Origin of the sequence: Chryseolinea serpens (assembly GCF_900129725.1) — a bacterium.
Taxonomy (GTDB): domain Bacteria; phylum Bacteroidota; class Bacteroidia; order Cytophagales; family Cyclobacteriaceae; genus Chryseolinea; species Chryseolinea serpens.
In genome coordinates this window covers 533,039-549,266 of sequence record NZ_FQWQ01000001.1, presented here as the reverse complement: position 1 = coordinate 549,266, position 16,228 = coordinate 533,039, and the positions used below count along the sequence as shown (strand labels likewise).

Here is a 16,228-nt window from a genome sequence, read left to right as displayed (position 1 = left end):
AGAGCTCCATTTCCGGGGTTACATTTTTGGTTTACGCAAGGCCTGCTGTTTTTAAATCCCGGTGATTAAAAATGTCCATCAGGTTGGCATCGCCATTGAATAATGTTTGCCGGCTTTTTTTCCACGTCTCGATCCGGGCAGTGCCATACATCTGCTGAAGCCTGGTGGGGTCGACAAGCGAATTCTTTGACCAATGAAGGCTATAGCGAATTCCCGCGCCCCTCAGCTTCGTTAAAAGCAGTTCTTCAAATTTCGGATAATCGGAATCGCGAAGCATCCCGAATTCAACCACGACCGACTTCGGGGAGTGGCAAGTGAACCCAAATACGGCATCGCCCGGATGAACTGCGCGGACCTGCACAACAAGGGGTAGCTTCATCTCCCGGATCCCTTGCTTCAATAGCCGCAGCGTTGCGATCGCATCATTTATGGAGACCGCCAATGCCGTTTCAATAAATCCCTCCAGGTATGTGATCGTTGCCGTGAAGAGCTGCCCTGACGTGCCGCGCACATCACTCAACACAGCATTCTTTAAATATTCCTTGAATTGAATTTTGGATTTTTGTGCTGCGGAAACAAAGGGCAATTTGAGCAGCAGTCGTCCAACGCGGTCTCCTGGTGCATAACCCGAGGCGTTAGAAACGACCCACAATGGCTTAGGGATGGGATGACCTTCTTCGTAGTTCACCTTCGTTCCCTCGATCAGAAAATAGGTTTCTTCGTGAGGGTTGAATACAAATTCCAGGTGATAGAGCCCGGCATAATAGCCCGGATCACCCAGGAGGGAGGCAAGCTTTGGTTCATCCACTTCTTTGATCGGGGGAAAGGCGATCTCGTACAACGGCAAAGTTTCAACGGCAAAAGCCGTGATGATCCCAAAGGCCCCAAAACTCACCAAAGCCGAATTGAAAATATCATTGTCACGAACCGGCTTGGATTGGATCCGGTCAAAAAAAACATCATTCATCACGGGGCGATCGCTTCGTTCAATCCAAAGTGGCTTGTCCGTTCCGTTACACAATTGAATGGCCGCAACAAAATCAGGCAATGCACCAAAATTTATAGCAGCACCGTGTGTGTTTCCAGAGACAGCGCCAACGACCGTCTGACCGGCGCCGATGCCCGTAGTCTTCATGGCGCGGGCGGGCCTGCCTGCTTCACGGGGCAATTCCAGGTAGACATTTAATTCAGCGATGGAGATGCCACATTGTGCGATGACCAGGAGCGGGCGCTTGTCCGGGGGATAGTCCGCGTGAAAGCAGTCGGCATCGACCTCGAAACACTTGTTCAACAATTTCGTGTTGACCAGCCAATGCTCGGTGGATTGGATGGGGGAGAGCGCCCACGCAGAACCGATCGCACGAAGTTTCTTTTTCTTTGCCTTCGCCTCCTGGATCAGCGCATTCAAATCGCCACTGGCTTGATTCAGGAATTCGTATGTAGTTTGCAAACGGCGCTGCGCATTGGAGTTGTCGACATCAATCAGATCCTCGAGGGATTGTGTATTGGTGACATGGATGTTTTTCCACGTCCTCGGTCCATTTCTTTTGATCATAGCCGTTCAGTTAACAGGTTTAGCACACCTCCAACTGATCTTCGCCGGCTGCCAGATCCCTAGGGTGAGCAGCGCAGCCAACTGACAGCCCAGGTTCTTTTCAATCTTTATCTCTTCGATATTCAAGCGTGTGCCATCGCCAAGTTTACAACTCTCGATCCTCACATCATCGCGAATAGCGCCCCAAAGAAACACGTTGCTGCGATCGCTTTCCCACTCGGTGCCAGGCTGATTACCCATTTCCCTGCCACCCGGACCGCCGGCCTGGTAGACGTGCGTGACACTGCAACTGACATGGGTCATTGAAATCAACAAAAAAATAAGAAGGATGGGTTTGTGGAGTTGCGGTTTCATTTTTTTAGAGGGTTTTAAAATGAATTAGGAGCCGTTTATTTCATCATAATCGATTCAGGTCTAACGTGCAAAGTGGCGTGTTCCGAATAAGCATTGGAACAACGCAATAGCTTGCTGATATTTCTGCTCCCAACAAACATGCATATCCGAAACATTGGAGCGATGACCGCAGACGACAGAGGTGTGCCTGCTATATCCTGAAGATAAGATTTTAGCGGCAGTCAAACTAGGATGTTATACAAATTTCAGCTTTGTGATACCGCGGGGCGTGTGCTGCCATTTCGATCCGTGGTACCCTAAAACAGGGACACAGATTCAGTGCAACCTATTCTCCGGATAGGCTGCACCGTCTGTTGTTCTCAGGTTTGATACGTATGCCGAACGTCGACACACGACCATGATCAATGCACCATCGCGTTGACCTCGAACGTAAGCACGTCCATCAGGTCCAGGAATGGCCGCTGCTCGCAGGTCGTACACAAAAGGCCTTTCAGTTTGTTTGCGCGAAATGCCAGGTCGTTGAAGTGATGCGTGATCGACGGCTGCACGGGGTCCGGCGCATCGATGCCGGTCAGAAAACCGGAAAGGGGGCGGAATTCTTGGCCAACGTGCAGAAAGCCAGGGTTGTTTGTTTCCTGCCGGTGACAGCCCGTACAGGTGTTCAACGAAAAATGATGACGGGTCTCCGGTGCCACACCCGGGGCATTCCACCTTCCATTTTCAACGTTGGCCTTGGCGCCCAGGAACGGCACCGGGGCATGGGTCACCTGGTCTTCCACCGCCAGGGGCACGCTGTGGTGGTCGGCGAGCACTTCGGCCTCATGGGCGTTGATCCAGGCCACGAGGTTGTTCACATCGGGCGGCGTGTCGATGGCCGAGGCTTCGTTGAACTTTTCAGCCGGCTCTTGTGCCGTGGTCGACAACACAAATTGATGCGAGGCAGGATCCAATTTGAATTCGCGCATCTCCCAATTGCCTCGGTCGCCCAGCCAAAATTCGTTCGTACGCATCACTTTCAGCGCGCTGCCATTCGCGCGCGTAGGGTCTGCATTGCGTGCCGTGAATACGTCGGTGATGGCTTTCAGCGCGGTGTTATATGCCGGCGAGCCAACGGGATAATTTTTCAGGTCGTACCATTGTTGGGCATACGCTCTCAAACCGGCACAGGTATGGATCGGAATGCTGTATTCCAAAATAAAGTTTCCGACGAAGTCGCCGTTGGGTGCGATCATCGCGAACACGAAGCGGCCTTCACCACCGTTGATCTGTCCATAGCCCATGTTGCCCCGCAAGTCGAGCCGGTTCACAATGGCCATGAGCTGCATATTGAGTAGGTAAGGATCGATCGGCATCTCCTGCCAGTTGGACATATCCCAGCTATTTGGGTCAGGATGGCTGCTCCTTTCAATAAGGTCGATGAGCACTTGAATGCCGTGGTCCCTCGCAGGCGCCAGGTCGGAATTGACAACCGTGTCGTTTAGAAAGATCTGCAGGATGTTTTTCAGCAGTGTCGACGCGCTCACGCCAGTAACGCCTTCGTTGGCAATGTTGTTCAACAAGGTGCCAAACGTCCAGCCCCGTATACCGGACGTTTCCGTGCTGAACGTCACGGAAGTGCTATTCACCATCAGGGAATGCTCCGCCGATACATCGAGCAGCGACCTGCACAAGCCGTCGGGTGGGGGAGGGATCCTCCCACCTTTCCTGAAATCTGCGAGACGGATGTCTTTCAGGAAGGAAACATCGCGCTGCACCATCTCGCGGCTTTTGAACCCGACCGCCATTTCTTTTTCGATCTGTCCAAGATTTTTTTCCACGGCTTCAATGTCTTTTTCCAGCGCCTCCAGATCGTCGTGCATGGCGATGGAGAATTTGCCGTCGTCGGCTATTTCATCCACGCCTTTGCCATCGTCGCGCAGCATGACCTTGCCCGATGTGAGTTGGATCGCGTGATACCGCGATTTGATCGTGCCTTTGCCAAAGTCGGCAATCACCAGCAGGTTGTTCACTTTGTCGTCGAGCTTCTGAATGCTGACATTTTTGGCGATGGGCGGATTCATTTCAAAGGCAGGATTCACCGGCAGGTTCTGCGGCCCATCGATTTTCACGTCACGGTCCGGTGGCACGTCGACCTTGCAGGCGATAGGCATAACGGTGAGCAGCAATAGGGCTAAGCTCACCAAACTGAGTTTTCGGGAGAGGGGCTTTTTCATGGGAGAGGGTTGAGTTTTTTTTGTAACGTTTAAACACAAGCGCTCACCTTCTGTTGGGTGCAGAAAGATGAGCATACTCGAAGATAGCGCGAAATGATATGCGATGCACTCCCTGAAACAATGGAGTTACGCCAGCCCTCAGTCTATCGTGTTCCACGGTTGGGCGATGGTTGCTGTACATGGCGGCCATCGGCCTCATCGGAAACGACTTCAGCAAGGCAATCAAAAAGGATAAATTCTTGAGCGACTAGCTTTTCGAGTCGACTAACCCATTAGGGAAGATGAAAGTCGCGAAGGAAAAAATAAGCAGGAAGTTAAACTCAATGCCTTCGCTTCCACCACCCACCACATACCAGCCATGTTTCCAGTGGATCAAGATGATGCCCATGATAAAGATAATGATGTTGAGCATGGCCAGTGGTTTCAGATATTTGTTGAGCAACAAAGCCGGGATCGTTAGCACATGAATCGACTTGACCAGGATTGCCGTAGGAATGCCCATGACTCCGAAGCCGAACACATCCGCAAGCGCTTCTCCAAAATCGATCACGCTCATTTCAACAAAGGATATTACGCCATGCATGATCATGATAACCATAAGGGCAAAGCGAAGTAGAAAGGTGCGATCGAGATTGTTTTTTATCCATTCCATGGTATCGGGCAGTTAGATTTGCTGCAAAATATCCATCGGTGGCTTATCGGAATGTGCCGAAATTCTCAAAAGCAAAGCAGTGGGGCATCGGTGGGGGTGACTTAGTCAGGTGGTCTTGCGGAAGGGATGATGCGTACGGGGCAGGATTTAAAGCTATAAGGTCTTGATGTTCTGTCTTTTACTTATTTAACATAATATAAATTATATAACTTTTAATCCGCTGCTCCGCTGTGACAAATTCCGGGTATTGAGCCGACGATTAATTCTTTTCTACTGCCGGAAAGTACAGATATAAATCATTGTACATCGTGTTGCCATAATACCCTAACCCAGCATAACCAATATAGCCGTTCGATCCGGACATCATTATAAACCGGCGCTGACCAACAAAATCATCCACCTGTGTCCACGCTGAATTCTCGGGATCAAATTTCCAAAAATCACGGCCGGGTGTATTGTTATCAATAGAACCCAATCCAAAATAGGCGATTCCGTTTATGCCGAACGCAACGCCTTCCAGTCTTGCTTCGCCCGGAAAATCGGGTTGCTGTGCCCAGCCGGTGGCAGCGTTGTAGATAAAATGTTGTTTGGTTCGCACATCATTGTCAACTACCCCTGCCAACAAGTGACTGGTGTTGTTGATCGTCAAACTCGTAAAGCCGTAGGTTGAATCACCTGGAAAATCTACAATGCCCGACCACTTATTTTGAATTCTGTCGTATGCGTAAAAATCCAACAATGAGATATAACCATTCCGTATTCCCGACCCGACGTGTATTTTATCATCCAGAACAAACGCTGTCGCACTGGAACGGCCATCCCCCGGAAAATCAGCTAGCCTCTCCCAGCTATCGTCAACTGGATTATACTCCCAGAGCTCGATCAAATTTGAATTATCTTCAGCATATCCGAGGCAGACATATCCCTTGTCATTCGCGCTGAACCCGAGGGTGGCAAATCTTTTTGCTCCCGGAAAATTCCGAAGCTGTGTCCAGGTATTCGTGGCAATAGAATAAGACCACCAATCTTGAAATCGCTCATTCAAAAAATTAGCACCCAGTCCAACGTAAATCGTGCTGTCAATAATAAAAGATGTCGATCCGTAACGCGGACTAAATGGAGCATCTGCCACGCGAACCCATTGCTCGAATGGCTCAGCATGGGTTGGCACCGGAATGTCTATTGTTTGGGCGCTGGTGATTACAAAGAAGTCAGACGTACCACTAAAGAGATGGTCGGTAATCTGGAGGACCTCTGATCGCTTAGATCGAATCGAAACTTTGTATTCACCCGGTTCCAGAGCATAACTTTTATCGGAATCGGCGGTTGTAACCCCGGTAAAGGTATACAACACTTGGTTCTTTGCATTCAGAATGGTAACATCAAACGGAGTCGTTCCTATTTGAGCGGTGCTGGAAACCAGCACAACTTTGATAGCGCCTTTCCCGGTAACAATTTCCTTCTCTCCTTCATCCTGACAAGCCGTAAAACCAAAAAGAAATCCAAATAAAACAACGAGAAAACTAAGTTGACGGGTAAATTTTAACATCTGAAAAATTAGAAAGCTAAAAATATAATGGTTTTTGCTGGGGACCAAAGCCTGCTAATAAATATCCTGAAAACAAGGAAATGTTTATCTGTTCCTTTTCGTATCGAAGGCGCGGTGCAAAAGGCTCGAAACCATCTTATCCACCTTCCTGCAGCAACACACGCAGGTCACACGTCCCTCCCACCTCCTGCCTAAAGAGTGTTGCTGCCCGGCCAGGTTTTAAAGGAGACAGCTAGGTGTTCAAAAAACGCGGTCTATTAGGATCAGTTAACGTAGGGTTCAGCTTGAGCAGTTCCTTTGCATAGGCAAAATCATTTTTCGCGCTGTAGATCTGGCGATTGCATTGTGTTGTCATTAAGAAGTTATAACGTTTTACTTCTTCCGGATCACTAAGTTCGTATACAGTCCTATTCTCAGCCCGTTGTCGTAGGGCGTCCCAAAATAAAATACTCACGCCATACCTGGGAGTAATAGGAAAGAAAATTTCCTCGTGCTTCTGATCTTTGTGCCCATAGCGGACGACTGGATGGTCCGATGTGTAAAAATTTAAGGGGGTATTATTCCTCCAAAAAATCCAATATCGATCACACCAGTCTTCTACAACCTTCAAGACATCCTCATGAAGCAGCAGGTATGCTTGTTGAAATTGAATGTCGTTTTCTAATTCTTGACCAGCACTCTTTGCAATTTCCCCTATCTGTCTCTGTGCTTGAGGTGTTCTTCTCTCTTGCGTGGTAATGAAATCTGCCAATTCTCTATAGTCATCCCTTGTTAGAGAACTTAGGTTATTGGTGTCCAGAGTTGAAATAAGTTTTCTGAAAAACTCAGCTGCTTCTCCCTCTGTGTTTGCGAATGCATGCTCAATGGCCTGCTCCACTCCAATGAATTCTTCGAGCGGTTTATAGTCATAAAACGACCTATCATGGGCTATGTTGACCGTAGTGGTAACAAATTGTTTTTGCTTGACAATATCGAATGCATGGATATTACTCTGTGCATCGACAAAGTGTTTGAGGTAAAACTGCGGGACAAAATGCTGTTTCTTTATTCTGCTCATAACTTACTATTATCAATTAGGAACTAGTTCCTTGTTCTTTGTTGCTATTCCATTTTCATACTTAAACATCACACGAAGTTACGCGCTTGCGGGATAGAAAGCTGCAAGGGTTCGCTGTGCCAGGTCGAAAAAAATCTCCACACCTTCCCTCCCTACAGCGCACCTTTTCTATCTGATCTCGTGTGGGTCGCATTGTGTTTAAACATATAATAATGGCCCAGCCAACGCGCGGGTGCCTTTTGATAAATTTGTCCTTCATAGTTGTAGGCCGTCACTCCGGAACGATTGAAGGCAATCGAAGCACCTCGTAGATCAAGGCCATTCTCTTTCTCCCAAACGAGCGTTTTAAGATTACTTTTACTCCGATACATTCCATTTTTTAAACGCAAATAGAGATCTGACTCTCCTGCAAAAAAAACTTCGGGTTGTTCATTTTCAGGCAAACCCTGGCTGATGTCTTGCCAGGTCTGTCCCCCATCTTTTGATTGGAAAATGATGTTGGTTGCCGCCGGTTCAACATCATTTATTGCGGTCGGCTGGGCAGTGATGGATTTTAAAATCTTTGTCGCCGGATCAGACGAAAAGGCGCTCAACATAAAATACAACAAAGTCAGATGCAGGAAACGCATAATAAATTTGATTTTAATGAAACAACACTCATCAAGAGTTTTTACCCTCCGGTATCCAAACGTACGCTACCGCGTTGCCGCCCAGTGTAAATGAATTGTAAAAAGAAATGTAAATGCGTGTAATTTCTCCATTTTACTGGCTTTCTCACTCACGGCGCAGCAACACACATTGCGCAGGCCATCCGGGCAGTTCGTCCGTTGACTATCCCAAAAATTACCGCTCATACCTCGCCCCCGCATTTATAACCAAAACTAAACCAACCGCGATTTCCTTTTCTGTAGTTTGACGCGTTGGTTTTACTTTTTAAGATGATCTACAAAGGAGTTTTATTCGCCGCCCTCATTATCGCTTGCTTTATTCCTGACATGAACGAATCACCGGGTGTTGTCACCAACACGCAAAACCCGGGGGCGCTGCCATGCCAGGAAAAGGACGTCGTTCACTATACCGCCCACCAGACCACGGCAACACTCGCCATCGATGGCAAACTGGATGAAGCCGCCTGGGAAGCCGCTACCCGGTCGCCACGCTTCGTCGACCTGATCAAGGGGACACCGACGTATCTGGACACGAAGGCCGCCGTGCTGTGGGATGAAAAATACCTGTACATCGGCTATTGGATCGAGGAGCCCAGTGTTAAGGCTACACTGACGGAGCGCGACGCGCCGATTTACCGCGACAACGACGTAGAGCTGTTCATCGCCGGGCCGGATGGATACTATGAGTTTGAGATCAACGCCCATGGCACGATCTACGAAGTGTTGTTCTTTTGGGAGGATACATTTGAGAAAAACGGCTACAGCAATCTTCCCGAATTCGACCGTACACACAAAGGCGTCAAACCTTTCAACGGCGTGGGATATAAAACACATCCCCGTGGCCGGCGCATCGGGTTTTGGAACTGGGATTACCCGGGTCTCCTGAAAGCCGTGCATGTGGACGGCACGATCAACAACGACAAAGACCGCGACCGCGGGTGGACCGTAGAGCTTGCGTTGCCGTGGGCAGGTTTCGCTACATGGAGTGGCGGCCGGTCGTTACCACCCCACGACGGCGACGTGTGGCGGATGGATTTTTCGAGATTCAATACGCACAAAGAGCCGGCGCCCGCACATGATTCCGGCGGCTGGGCCATGAGCCCGCACGGCGTTTGGGATTCGCACGTGCCCGAGTGTTTTACCGCGGTGGTGTTCTCGAAAGAACCTGCAGGGAAGACGACGAAATAGCCAGCGCGCAGGCCACTTCCCTCCTGCTGGTCCTCTAAGATATCGCAGCAAATCCACCTTCGATAGGCTAACAACCTTCTGCCCACTTCAAATTCTTTGCACGCCCCTGTTCCTTAATCGCTTTCATCATGGATGCATCTAACATTTTATCTTTGCTGCTTTGCGGAGTATTTTTAAAGATATATTCCTGTCGTTTTTTATTCAGGGATTGTATCTCAGCCTGAATCTTTGTACGCTCTTCCGATTTTTGCTTGATGTATACCTTGCGCTGCGCTATGCTCATGGTGCGCATTTCTTCGGGAAGGTCGTCTGCCTTGGCTTCCATAATTACTTTTTCATTGTCTTTTGCGGCATCCACCAGATCCCAACTGGAGTTCTTATAGGCATGTGAACTCTTGCAAAAGCTGCGCTCTGCGATATTGGCCGATCCATAACTCGCCGCATTTTTGTCTTGTGAAATTTGTTGTTCCTTCCTATACTCACCGGATGCCCCGTAGTAAACATAGGTCGCGTTAAGTTTATCGTTCAATGCAGCAATCTGATCATCGTATGGCGTTGACACGTAGACAGTCTTGGTGTTTTGTTCGATGCTCATAAAGGCTCCGCCTGTTAATTCCGCACCACGCTTCCAGCCCAAAGTGATGCCGTCAGCAAAATCACCGCAGTAAATGGCATTCACCATAACTCCCTTTTCTTTTGCCGTACTACACGCTAGCTCGTACGATACATTTCCCTGCGTAAAGGGCTCGTTGCCGGCAATAAAAATCATCTTCAAGTCAGTATTGGAAGCAGACCACGCCAATTGATTCAAGGAAGTTTCGATCACATATCCGCAAAATTCATTCCCACCATTGGTGCTTAGTGAAAACAGCTTCTCCGAAAGAACATCAAGGTCTTCGGTTAAAGGACTCACCTGGCGGATATAGCCTTCAAAAGACGAAAGCCCGTCATTGCCATATTCATACAGCGCAATCTTAATATTGGGCTGCTTGCCATCTCCACTTTTGGCAGCGGCCACTTCGTTTACAATTTTCCACAACTGCGATTTTGCCTGATCGATTAGACCATCCATACTATTGCTCGTATCAAGCAAAAGCGCGATCATGATCGTTTGATCTTTTGCAGGAGCAACAACATTGACTTTGTCTGTTGTGAAGCTCATGAACAGGAAGGCCACCAGCAATACAAGGGGTCTTGAAAGGATGCGGTAATGACGAAGTAGTTTCATAATCGTATGTTTTATTTTTGGGAAAGTTTCAGGCGCCCGCCGTGTCTCACATTTGGATTTTGTGGTCACATGCACGGTGACAACTGTAACCAAACGTACGTACGAATAGCAGGGCAGTAGTAAACGGCTTGTAAAATGAATGTAAATGCATGTAAATTTTTCTCGTACAGCGTTCGGAAGCCCGGCGATTAAACTTTTAGTGGCCATCGTGATCGTCTTTGCGCCGTTTTTTTTGACTGCTTTCGTTACGGACGGGTCTGAAAGTGAACTGCTTTTTGCCCCTGGTAAGCGATGCACAACATGTCGCGAGCAAAAAGATGATGGTAGGCGATTTCTTGAAAGTTTCACAAGCAAATTTGTTTTAACTTCACATATCCAAGCGTACACTACCGCGTTGCCACTCATTGTAAATGAAATTGTAAAAAGGGATATAAAATGCGTCTAAATTCTCCTTTTGCCGGCTTTTTTGCCCACGGATTGGTGGTGAGGTCTGGCATTGCCATCGTGATGCTTACCATTTTCTTTATCGCCTCGTCTTTCACAAAACCTTCCGACCGCGACTTACGGGCGAAGCAAGTGAACCTCCTTCTCCGTGAGATTGGTCATCGGTTGCTGCTGCAGGCGGGGGACTCAACCTCGGTTGTATTGCCGGTTACCGAGATCAACGAAGGCACGTTTCTGCTCAGGTTCGAAAATACATTCGTTTTTAGCCACGATTCACTCTTGGCGCTGTCACGGGGCTTGCTTCCCGAAACGCAATTCCCTTCCGGCTACACCGTTACGGTACTGGATTGCATGAAAGCCTCGATCGTCTATGGTTTCCAGCTCAGTAATACCGCACCGGACCTCCTGCCTTGCCGGGGCAGACGGCAGCCCGCAGGTTGTTACACAATCGAATTTACCTTTCCGGATTTTTATGAGAATGTACAGCAGGAGAACGCTGACATTGACCCACTGCCAGAAGAACCCAAATCCGTTAAAGTTAATCCTCGGAAAGCCAGTCCAAAACTTGAAGAAGTCAAGATAACACCCTCCGATTCTCCGCTGCCTGAACAACCCAAATCCGTTAAAGTTGACGCTCAGGAAGGCCATCCAAAAGTTGAAGAAGTCAAAACGAAAACCTTTGATTATCCATTAATCAACTTGGTTTATGTCGGCATGGTGGTGTTATTGGGTGTTGCCTTGTTGATTGGACGCTTTGGAAAAAATTTAACCCCAACACCCGTACGGGATCAAGACCAAACTATAATAAATGAGTCCGTTCCTGAATGGGCTGCTTTGGGGAAATTTTCATTTGATGTGACGGGCCGGCGTTTGCTGTTGGGGAGTGAGGTGATCAGTCTCACCGACAAAGAATGCAAGATTCTCGAATTGTTCAACCAAAGTTTCGGCGAACTCATTCCCCGCGAAACACTGATGGAGAAAATCTGGATCAGCGAAGGCGTCATCACTGGTCGCAGCCTGGACATGTTTGTGTCGAAACTTCGAAAGAAATTAAGCAGTGATCCTGAGCTGAGAATAACAAATGTTCATGGGAAGGGGTATAAGCTCGAGATAGCTGCAGTATAACAAAAGGAAAGTTCGCTGCTCCCGCCCCAAAGAAAATCTCCTCCCCCCCCCTCGCCTGCCGAAGCGCTTCGCGTAGGCATGGTCGCCTGCCGAAGCGCTTCGCGTAGGCATGGTCGCCTGCCGAAGCGCTTCGCGTAGGCAAGGCCTCCTTCCAGCACACAACAACAACAACAGAGTACAGAAGACCGTTGTTTAAACTCTCATACTCGTTTACTCCTGCAAAAACTTGGAAGTCATCAAGCCATCTCCTAACTTCAGAGTGTCATCAAGAAAGTTTACCCGTTTGTTCATTCCCAAAAAACAACAATCAAGTTATCATTGACGTTGCTGCCGAGTTGAAATTGCGTGGCTAAACATCCGTACACCTTGAATTGATTCTCATCAAGAAGGATTTCAATGAAGTGAGTTCTTATATAGAGCCGTCTTTAAAAATTGTTAGCGTTTGAATGATCCGTTGCAGTCACTCTTAAAATTCATACCCAACTTGAATTGTCTTTAGAGCTCAAATCATTTTGCTGAACGCAGAATGAAACGAATAAGCATTGACCTATCCCTTACCTTAACCATCACGCTTATGAAAAACAGAACACGGTGTCTTCTTTTCTGTCTGTCGATGGGTATTACATCGGCAATTGCCCAAGCTCCTGTGGTTGCTTCATTCTCGCCGGCGAGCGGGCCTGCAGGCACAGCGGTGAGCATCACCGGGGAAAATTTCAGTTCAACGCCGGCCGACAACATCGTTTACTTTGGCGCCACCCGCGCTACCGTGGTAGCCGCATCGGCAACACAACTTGACGTGACCGCGCCATGGGGTGCAACCTTCAAACCGATAACCGTTACGGTGAACGGACTGACGGCCTATTCGAGCAAGCCATTCGTGGTCACTTTTTCAAGCAGCGGCACGTTCTCCAACCGGACTGATTTCTATGGGGGAATGCAAACCCGATGGGGAATCGTGGGCGATGTAGACGGTGATGGAAAAACGGATTTGCTGGCAGTAGACGAAGCCGGGAATACGGTTTCTGTTCTAAGAAACACGAGCACCACGGGAACGCTGTCTTGGGAATCTTTTGCTCCCATGATAACCTTCCCTACCGGACTGAACCCCTACTCCCTTGCACTTGGGGATTTGGATGGAGACGGAATGCAGGATTTGGTGGTGACCAATGCAAATGGCAGCTCCATTTCAGTTTATCGGAACACAAGTTCACCGGGTGCTATAGCCTTTGAGTCTGCTGTAGATTTTGAATCGGAACAAGGCCCGTTCTTTGTCTCCATTCGCGACCTGGATGGCGATGGGAGATTAGACATAGTCACGGCCGTTGCCAATAATTTCGGAGTAGGCTTGGTCTCGATCTATCGAAACACGGCCGTGATGGGATCGATCACTCCAGGTTCGTTCGCTCCGCGGGTGAGTATTCCAGCCGGCAACGGCGGCGTTTGGTGTGTGATGCTGGAGGACGTGGATAGCGACACCAAACCCGACATCATAGTGAGCAGCGGAGGCGATGGACAATTTTCAATCCTGAAAAATGTCAGCACACCGGGCACGCTCGATGCGGGTTCCTTTGCCGAGAAAGTAAATTTTCACACGGGTGGCTATCCGGCGATCATGGCCGTTACCGATTTTGACGGAGACGATAAGAAAGACATCGCTATATCGGCGAGTGATTCGCTTTTCTTATTCAGGAATACAAGTTCGCCAGGCGTAATTAACACAGCATCGTTCGTGCAACAGGATGTGCTCGCGCCTTCCGGCAACTGGAATCCGACAGCCGGCGACGTGGATGGAGACGGAAAACAAGATCTCCTGATCCGTGGCCCCGGAGGCATCCTCATTTATAAAAACAACAGCACGCCCGGCGGGTTCTCTTTTTCAATGCCCTCAGTTCTTCCAATGGGCGATGGATCGCTTGGAATTTCCGTCGCCGACCTGGATGGTGATGGAAAATCGGATCTGATGTTATCGCACGAAATCTTCAACACGTTGATCGTTTTTCAGAACATCGAACTCACTCCGCCCACGGCGTTGCCCGCAGACTTTGTCGGCAACACAGGCTTTGAGGCGAAGTGGATGGGATTAGAAAATACTTATGAATATCACCTGGATCTATCGACCACAGCAGACTTTTCATCGTTTGTGCCGGGTTATGAGAACAAAATAATTTCGCTTTGGAATCTGGGCGTCATTCGATCGACCGTGTCGGGTCTCGCTCCCAACACGGATTATTTCTATCGCGTGAGGGCCATTACAAACAACCTGACAACACCGAATTCAAGCACCATTGTCGTACACACGACGCCTCATCCCGCCATGGCGTCTCCAAACCTCTGGGCAAACCAGTATGGCGATTGGGGTGAAGAAGAAGTTCAAACCATGACCAGCGACGACCATGGCAATATTTATGTTGCCGGACATTTCAACGGAACACTGTCGTTCGGGTCGACCACGCTTACCAGCCAGGGTGACCTTGATATTTTCTTTGCCCGCCTCGATGCCAACGGCAATGCGGTTTGGGCACGTTCCATTGGCGGTCCGTATTATGACAATGAAGTGTCGATCGCCGTAGATGATCGTGGACTTTATTTAACAGCCCAATTCGGGGGCGATACCGATGTTGATCCGGGACCCGCCAGCACTATGTTTAGCAATGAAGGACAGCCCTATGTCAACGATGGTTTCTTCGCCAAATACAATTTGAACGACGGCTCATTGGCCTGGGCCCGAAAGCTGACGGACGCCGCCTCGTGGAGCAGTTCCTCGATTGGTGTTGACAACTCCGGCGTTTACTTAACGGGGCACTACAGTGGCGCGGTAGATTTTAACCCAGGAGCCGGAGTCGCCACCCTCACCTCGCAAGGACAAGATGATGTGTTTCTCTCCAAATATACAACCCGCGGAAATTATGTTTGGGCGCGTTCCATGGGCGGCGCCGGCAACGACACTTCATGGGGCCTGTTGGTGGATGACAGCGGGGTATACATTCATGGCCATTATGGCGACAGTGGTGATTTTGATCCCCGATCGGGTGAATATATTCTGTACGGTTCTGGAGGTTTCTTCGGCCGTTACGATTTGGGCACGGGCAATTTCAGGTACGCCAAAAGCGTTGGCACCGGCAGTATCTATAGTATGTGTCGTTTCGGCAACAGCCTGTATCTCGTGGGTGATTTCTATGGTGTGATCGATGCAGACCCGGATGCAGGAACCAGTATGATCGGTTCGTACGAGTTCAACAACGTCCTTATCGGAAAGTATGGTTTATCTGACGGCAAATATCGTTGGGCACAGAGTCTGCCAACCACCGGCTTCGCCTTAGCTCGAAAAGTTCTTGCCGATCCCTCCGGAATTTATGTTAGCGGACTGTTTGGCGGCAGCGTTGATTTCGATCCCGGTGTAAATGAAGCCGGTCGCTCGAATGCGCGGACTGAGGCATTTTCGGCGCACTATTCCTTCTATGATGGAAGTCTCGACTGGGCCAAGGCACTGGGACAACCCTCGGGATACAGCGTATCCATAGCTGCCACGATGACCCGCACGGGTTATTACCTGGCAGGACTTTTTGGCGACACCGTAAATTTTGATCCCTACACGGGAAACACACTTCGAACGGGTGTTGCCAATAATGATGTCTTCATCGCCAAGTATCAACGTTCTTGCATGGATATCGATAAGCCACTCATCACGTCCTTGTCGCATTCGGAAAATCTTTTATTGCGATCGAGCAGCGCAACGGACAATCAATGGTTCAAGAACAATGAAGCCATTAAGGGGGCAACAGACCAGATCCTTAAAGTACGGTCATCGGGAAGTTATACGGTGCAGGTCAATCATCACGGATGTTCCAGTCCGATGTCAGATGCCTTCGTGGTCACAAAGAAACCCGGCCACTGGAATTTTAGTGACGAAACGAATGCGGGGTCGAATATTCGGTTGTACCCCAACCCGGCTTACGACATACTCAATATCGACTGGCAGGATCTGGATGGCGATGTCCCCACGTCGGTCACGATTACCGACGCCTTTGGAAGAAAAGTATTCAACAGAACAATGTCTATCGAGGAAAGTGTGTTGGATATAAGTAATCTGTCTGCCGGCCTTTATATTTTTCAGGTCAGGCAAGGAGACCGAGTTTATGATCAGCGTTTCATCAAGAAGTGAAGTCATGAGTACGTGGCATGTAGTAGCGGGGCT

At 49.0% G+C, this 16,228-nt stretch carries 11 protein-coding genes; 3 read left to right on the top strand and 8 right to left on the bottom strand.

The features are described from left to right. Positions 1-31: 31 nt before the first annotated feature. From BUB30_RS02145 to BUB30_RS02115, 7 genes are all read right to left on the bottom strand, one after another. Positions 32-1,555: an FAD-binding oxidoreductase gene (locus BUB30_RS02145; protein ID WP_073130619.1), complete on the bottom strand. Its 1,524-nt coding sequence runs from the start codon at positions 1,553-1,555 to the stop codon at positions 32-34. A 6-nt stretch (positions 1,556-1,561) separates the two neighbouring features. Next, positions 1,562-1,909 carry a hypothetical protein gene (locus BUB30_RS02140; protein ID WP_073130617.1) on the bottom strand — a complete coding sequence of 116 codons (348 nt, stop codon included), beginning with the start codon at positions 1,907-1,909 and terminating at the stop codon, positions 1,562-1,564. Positions 1,910-2,310: 401 nt separating this feature from the next. Beyond that, positions 2,311-4,122, bottom strand: coding sequence for a hypothetical protein (locus BUB30_RS02135; protein ID WP_073130615.1), 1,812 nt, complete (start codon positions 4,120-4,122; stop codon positions 2,311-2,313). Positions 4,123-4,369: 247 nt separating this feature from the next. Continuing rightward, positions 4,370-4,774, bottom strand: a complete 405-nt coding sequence (locus BUB30_RS02130; RefSeq protein ID WP_073130614.1) for a hypothetical protein — start codon at positions 4,772-4,774, stop codon at positions 4,370-4,372. Positions 4,775-5,033: 259 nt separating this feature from the next. After that, on the bottom strand, positions 5,034-6,323 hold the full coding sequence (locus tag BUB30_RS02125; protein WP_073130612.1) for a Kelch repeat-containing protein: 1,290 nt from the start codon (positions 6,321-6,323) through the stop codon (positions 5,034-5,036). 232 nt (positions 6,324-6,555) lie between these two features. After that, on the bottom strand, positions 6,556-7,380 hold the full coding sequence (locus tag BUB30_RS02120) for a DUF4238 domain-containing protein (protein ID WP_073130610.1): 825 nt from the start codon (positions 7,378-7,380) through the stop codon (positions 6,556-6,558). Positions 7,381-7,532: 152 nt separating this feature from the next. Continuing rightward, positions 7,533-8,009 (bottom strand): beta propeller repeat protein, encoded by a 477-nt coding sequence (locus tag BUB30_RS02115; RefSeq protein ID WP_073130608.1) that lies wholly within the window; start codon positions 8,007-8,009, stop codon positions 7,533-7,535. A 309-nt stretch (positions 8,010-8,318) separates the two neighbouring features. On the opposite strand from BUB30_RS02115, the gene BUB30_RS02110 reads away from it, so the two are divergent. After that, positions 8,319-9,236 (top strand): carbohydrate-binding family 9-like protein, encoded by a 918-nt coding sequence (locus tag BUB30_RS02110; RefSeq protein ID WP_084137851.1) that lies wholly within the window; start codon positions 8,319-8,321, stop codon positions 9,234-9,236. Between the two features lie 67 nt (positions 9,237-9,303). Here the strand turns inward: BUB30_RS02110 and BUB30_RS02105 are convergent, their stop codons facing one another. After that, positions 9,304-10,464, bottom strand: coding sequence for a vWA domain-containing protein (locus tag BUB30_RS02105; RefSeq protein ID WP_073130604.1), 1,161 nt, complete (start codon positions 10,462-10,464; stop codon positions 9,304-9,306). A gap of 435 nt (positions 10,465-10,899) precedes the next feature. Here BUB30_RS02105 and BUB30_RS02100 point away from each other — a divergent pair, with 435 nt between their 5' ends. Together BUB30_RS02100 and BUB30_RS02095 are read left to right on the top strand one after the other, a co-directional pair. Continuing rightward, a complete protein-coding gene (locus BUB30_RS02100; RefSeq protein ID WP_073130602.1) occupies positions 10,900-12,033 on the top strand; it encodes a winged helix-turn-helix domain-containing protein in 1,134 nt (377 codons plus the stop codon). A 574-nt stretch (positions 12,034-12,607) separates the two neighbouring features. After that, the gene (locus BUB30_RS02095; protein ID WP_178376992.1) at positions 12,608-16,195 is read left to right on the top strand and encodes an FG-GAP-like repeat-containing protein; all 3,588 of its coding nucleotides are present in this window, start codon (positions 12,608-12,610) and stop codon (positions 16,193-16,195) included. Positions 16,196-16,228: the final 33 nt, after the last annotated feature.

What these genes read in the sequence shown, in the direction of transcription:
- BUB30_RS02145 (WP_073130619.1), bottom strand. Translation starts at nt 1,555, where the DNA reads ATGATCAAAAGAAATGGACCGAGGACGTGGAAAAACATCCATGTCACC.
- BUB30_RS02140 (WP_073130617.1), bottom strand. Translation starts at nt 1,909, where the DNA reads ATGAAACCGCAACTCCACAAACCCATCCTTCTTATTTTTTTGTTGATT.
- BUB30_RS02135 (WP_073130615.1), bottom strand. Translation starts at nt 4,122, where the DNA reads ATGAAAAAGCCCCTCTCCCGAAAACTCAGTTTGGTGAGCTTAGCCCTA.
- BUB30_RS02130 (WP_073130614.1), bottom strand. Translation starts at nt 4,774, where the DNA reads ATGGAATGGATAAAAAACAATCTCGATCGCACCTTTCTACTTCGCTTT.
- BUB30_RS02125 (WP_073130612.1), bottom strand. Translation starts at nt 6,323, where the DNA reads ATGTTAAAATTTACCCGTCAACTTAGTTTTCTCGTTGTTTTATTTGGA.
- BUB30_RS02120 (WP_073130610.1), bottom strand. Translation starts at nt 7,380, where the DNA reads ATGAGCAGAATAAAGAAACAGCATTTTGTCCCGCAGTTTTACCTCAAA.
- BUB30_RS02115 (WP_073130608.1), bottom strand. Translation starts at nt 8,009, where the DNA reads ATGCGTTTCCTGCATCTGACTTTGTTGTATTTTATGTTGAGCGCCTTT.
- BUB30_RS02110 (WP_084137851.1), top strand. Translation starts at nt 8,319, where the DNA reads ATGATCTACAAAGGAGTTTTATTCGCCGCCCTCATTATCGCTTGCTTT.
- BUB30_RS02105 (WP_073130604.1), bottom strand. Translation starts at nt 10,464, where the DNA reads ATGAAACTACTTCGTCATTACCGCATCCTTTCAAGACCCCTTGTATTG.
- BUB30_RS02100 (WP_073130602.1), top strand. Translation starts at nt 10,900, where the DNA reads ATGCGTCTAAATTCTCCTTTTGCCGGCTTTTTTGCCCACGGATTGGTG.
- BUB30_RS02095 (WP_178376992.1), top strand. Translation starts at nt 12,608, where the DNA reads ATGAAAAACAGAACACGGTGTCTTCTTTTCTGTCTGTCGATGGGTATT.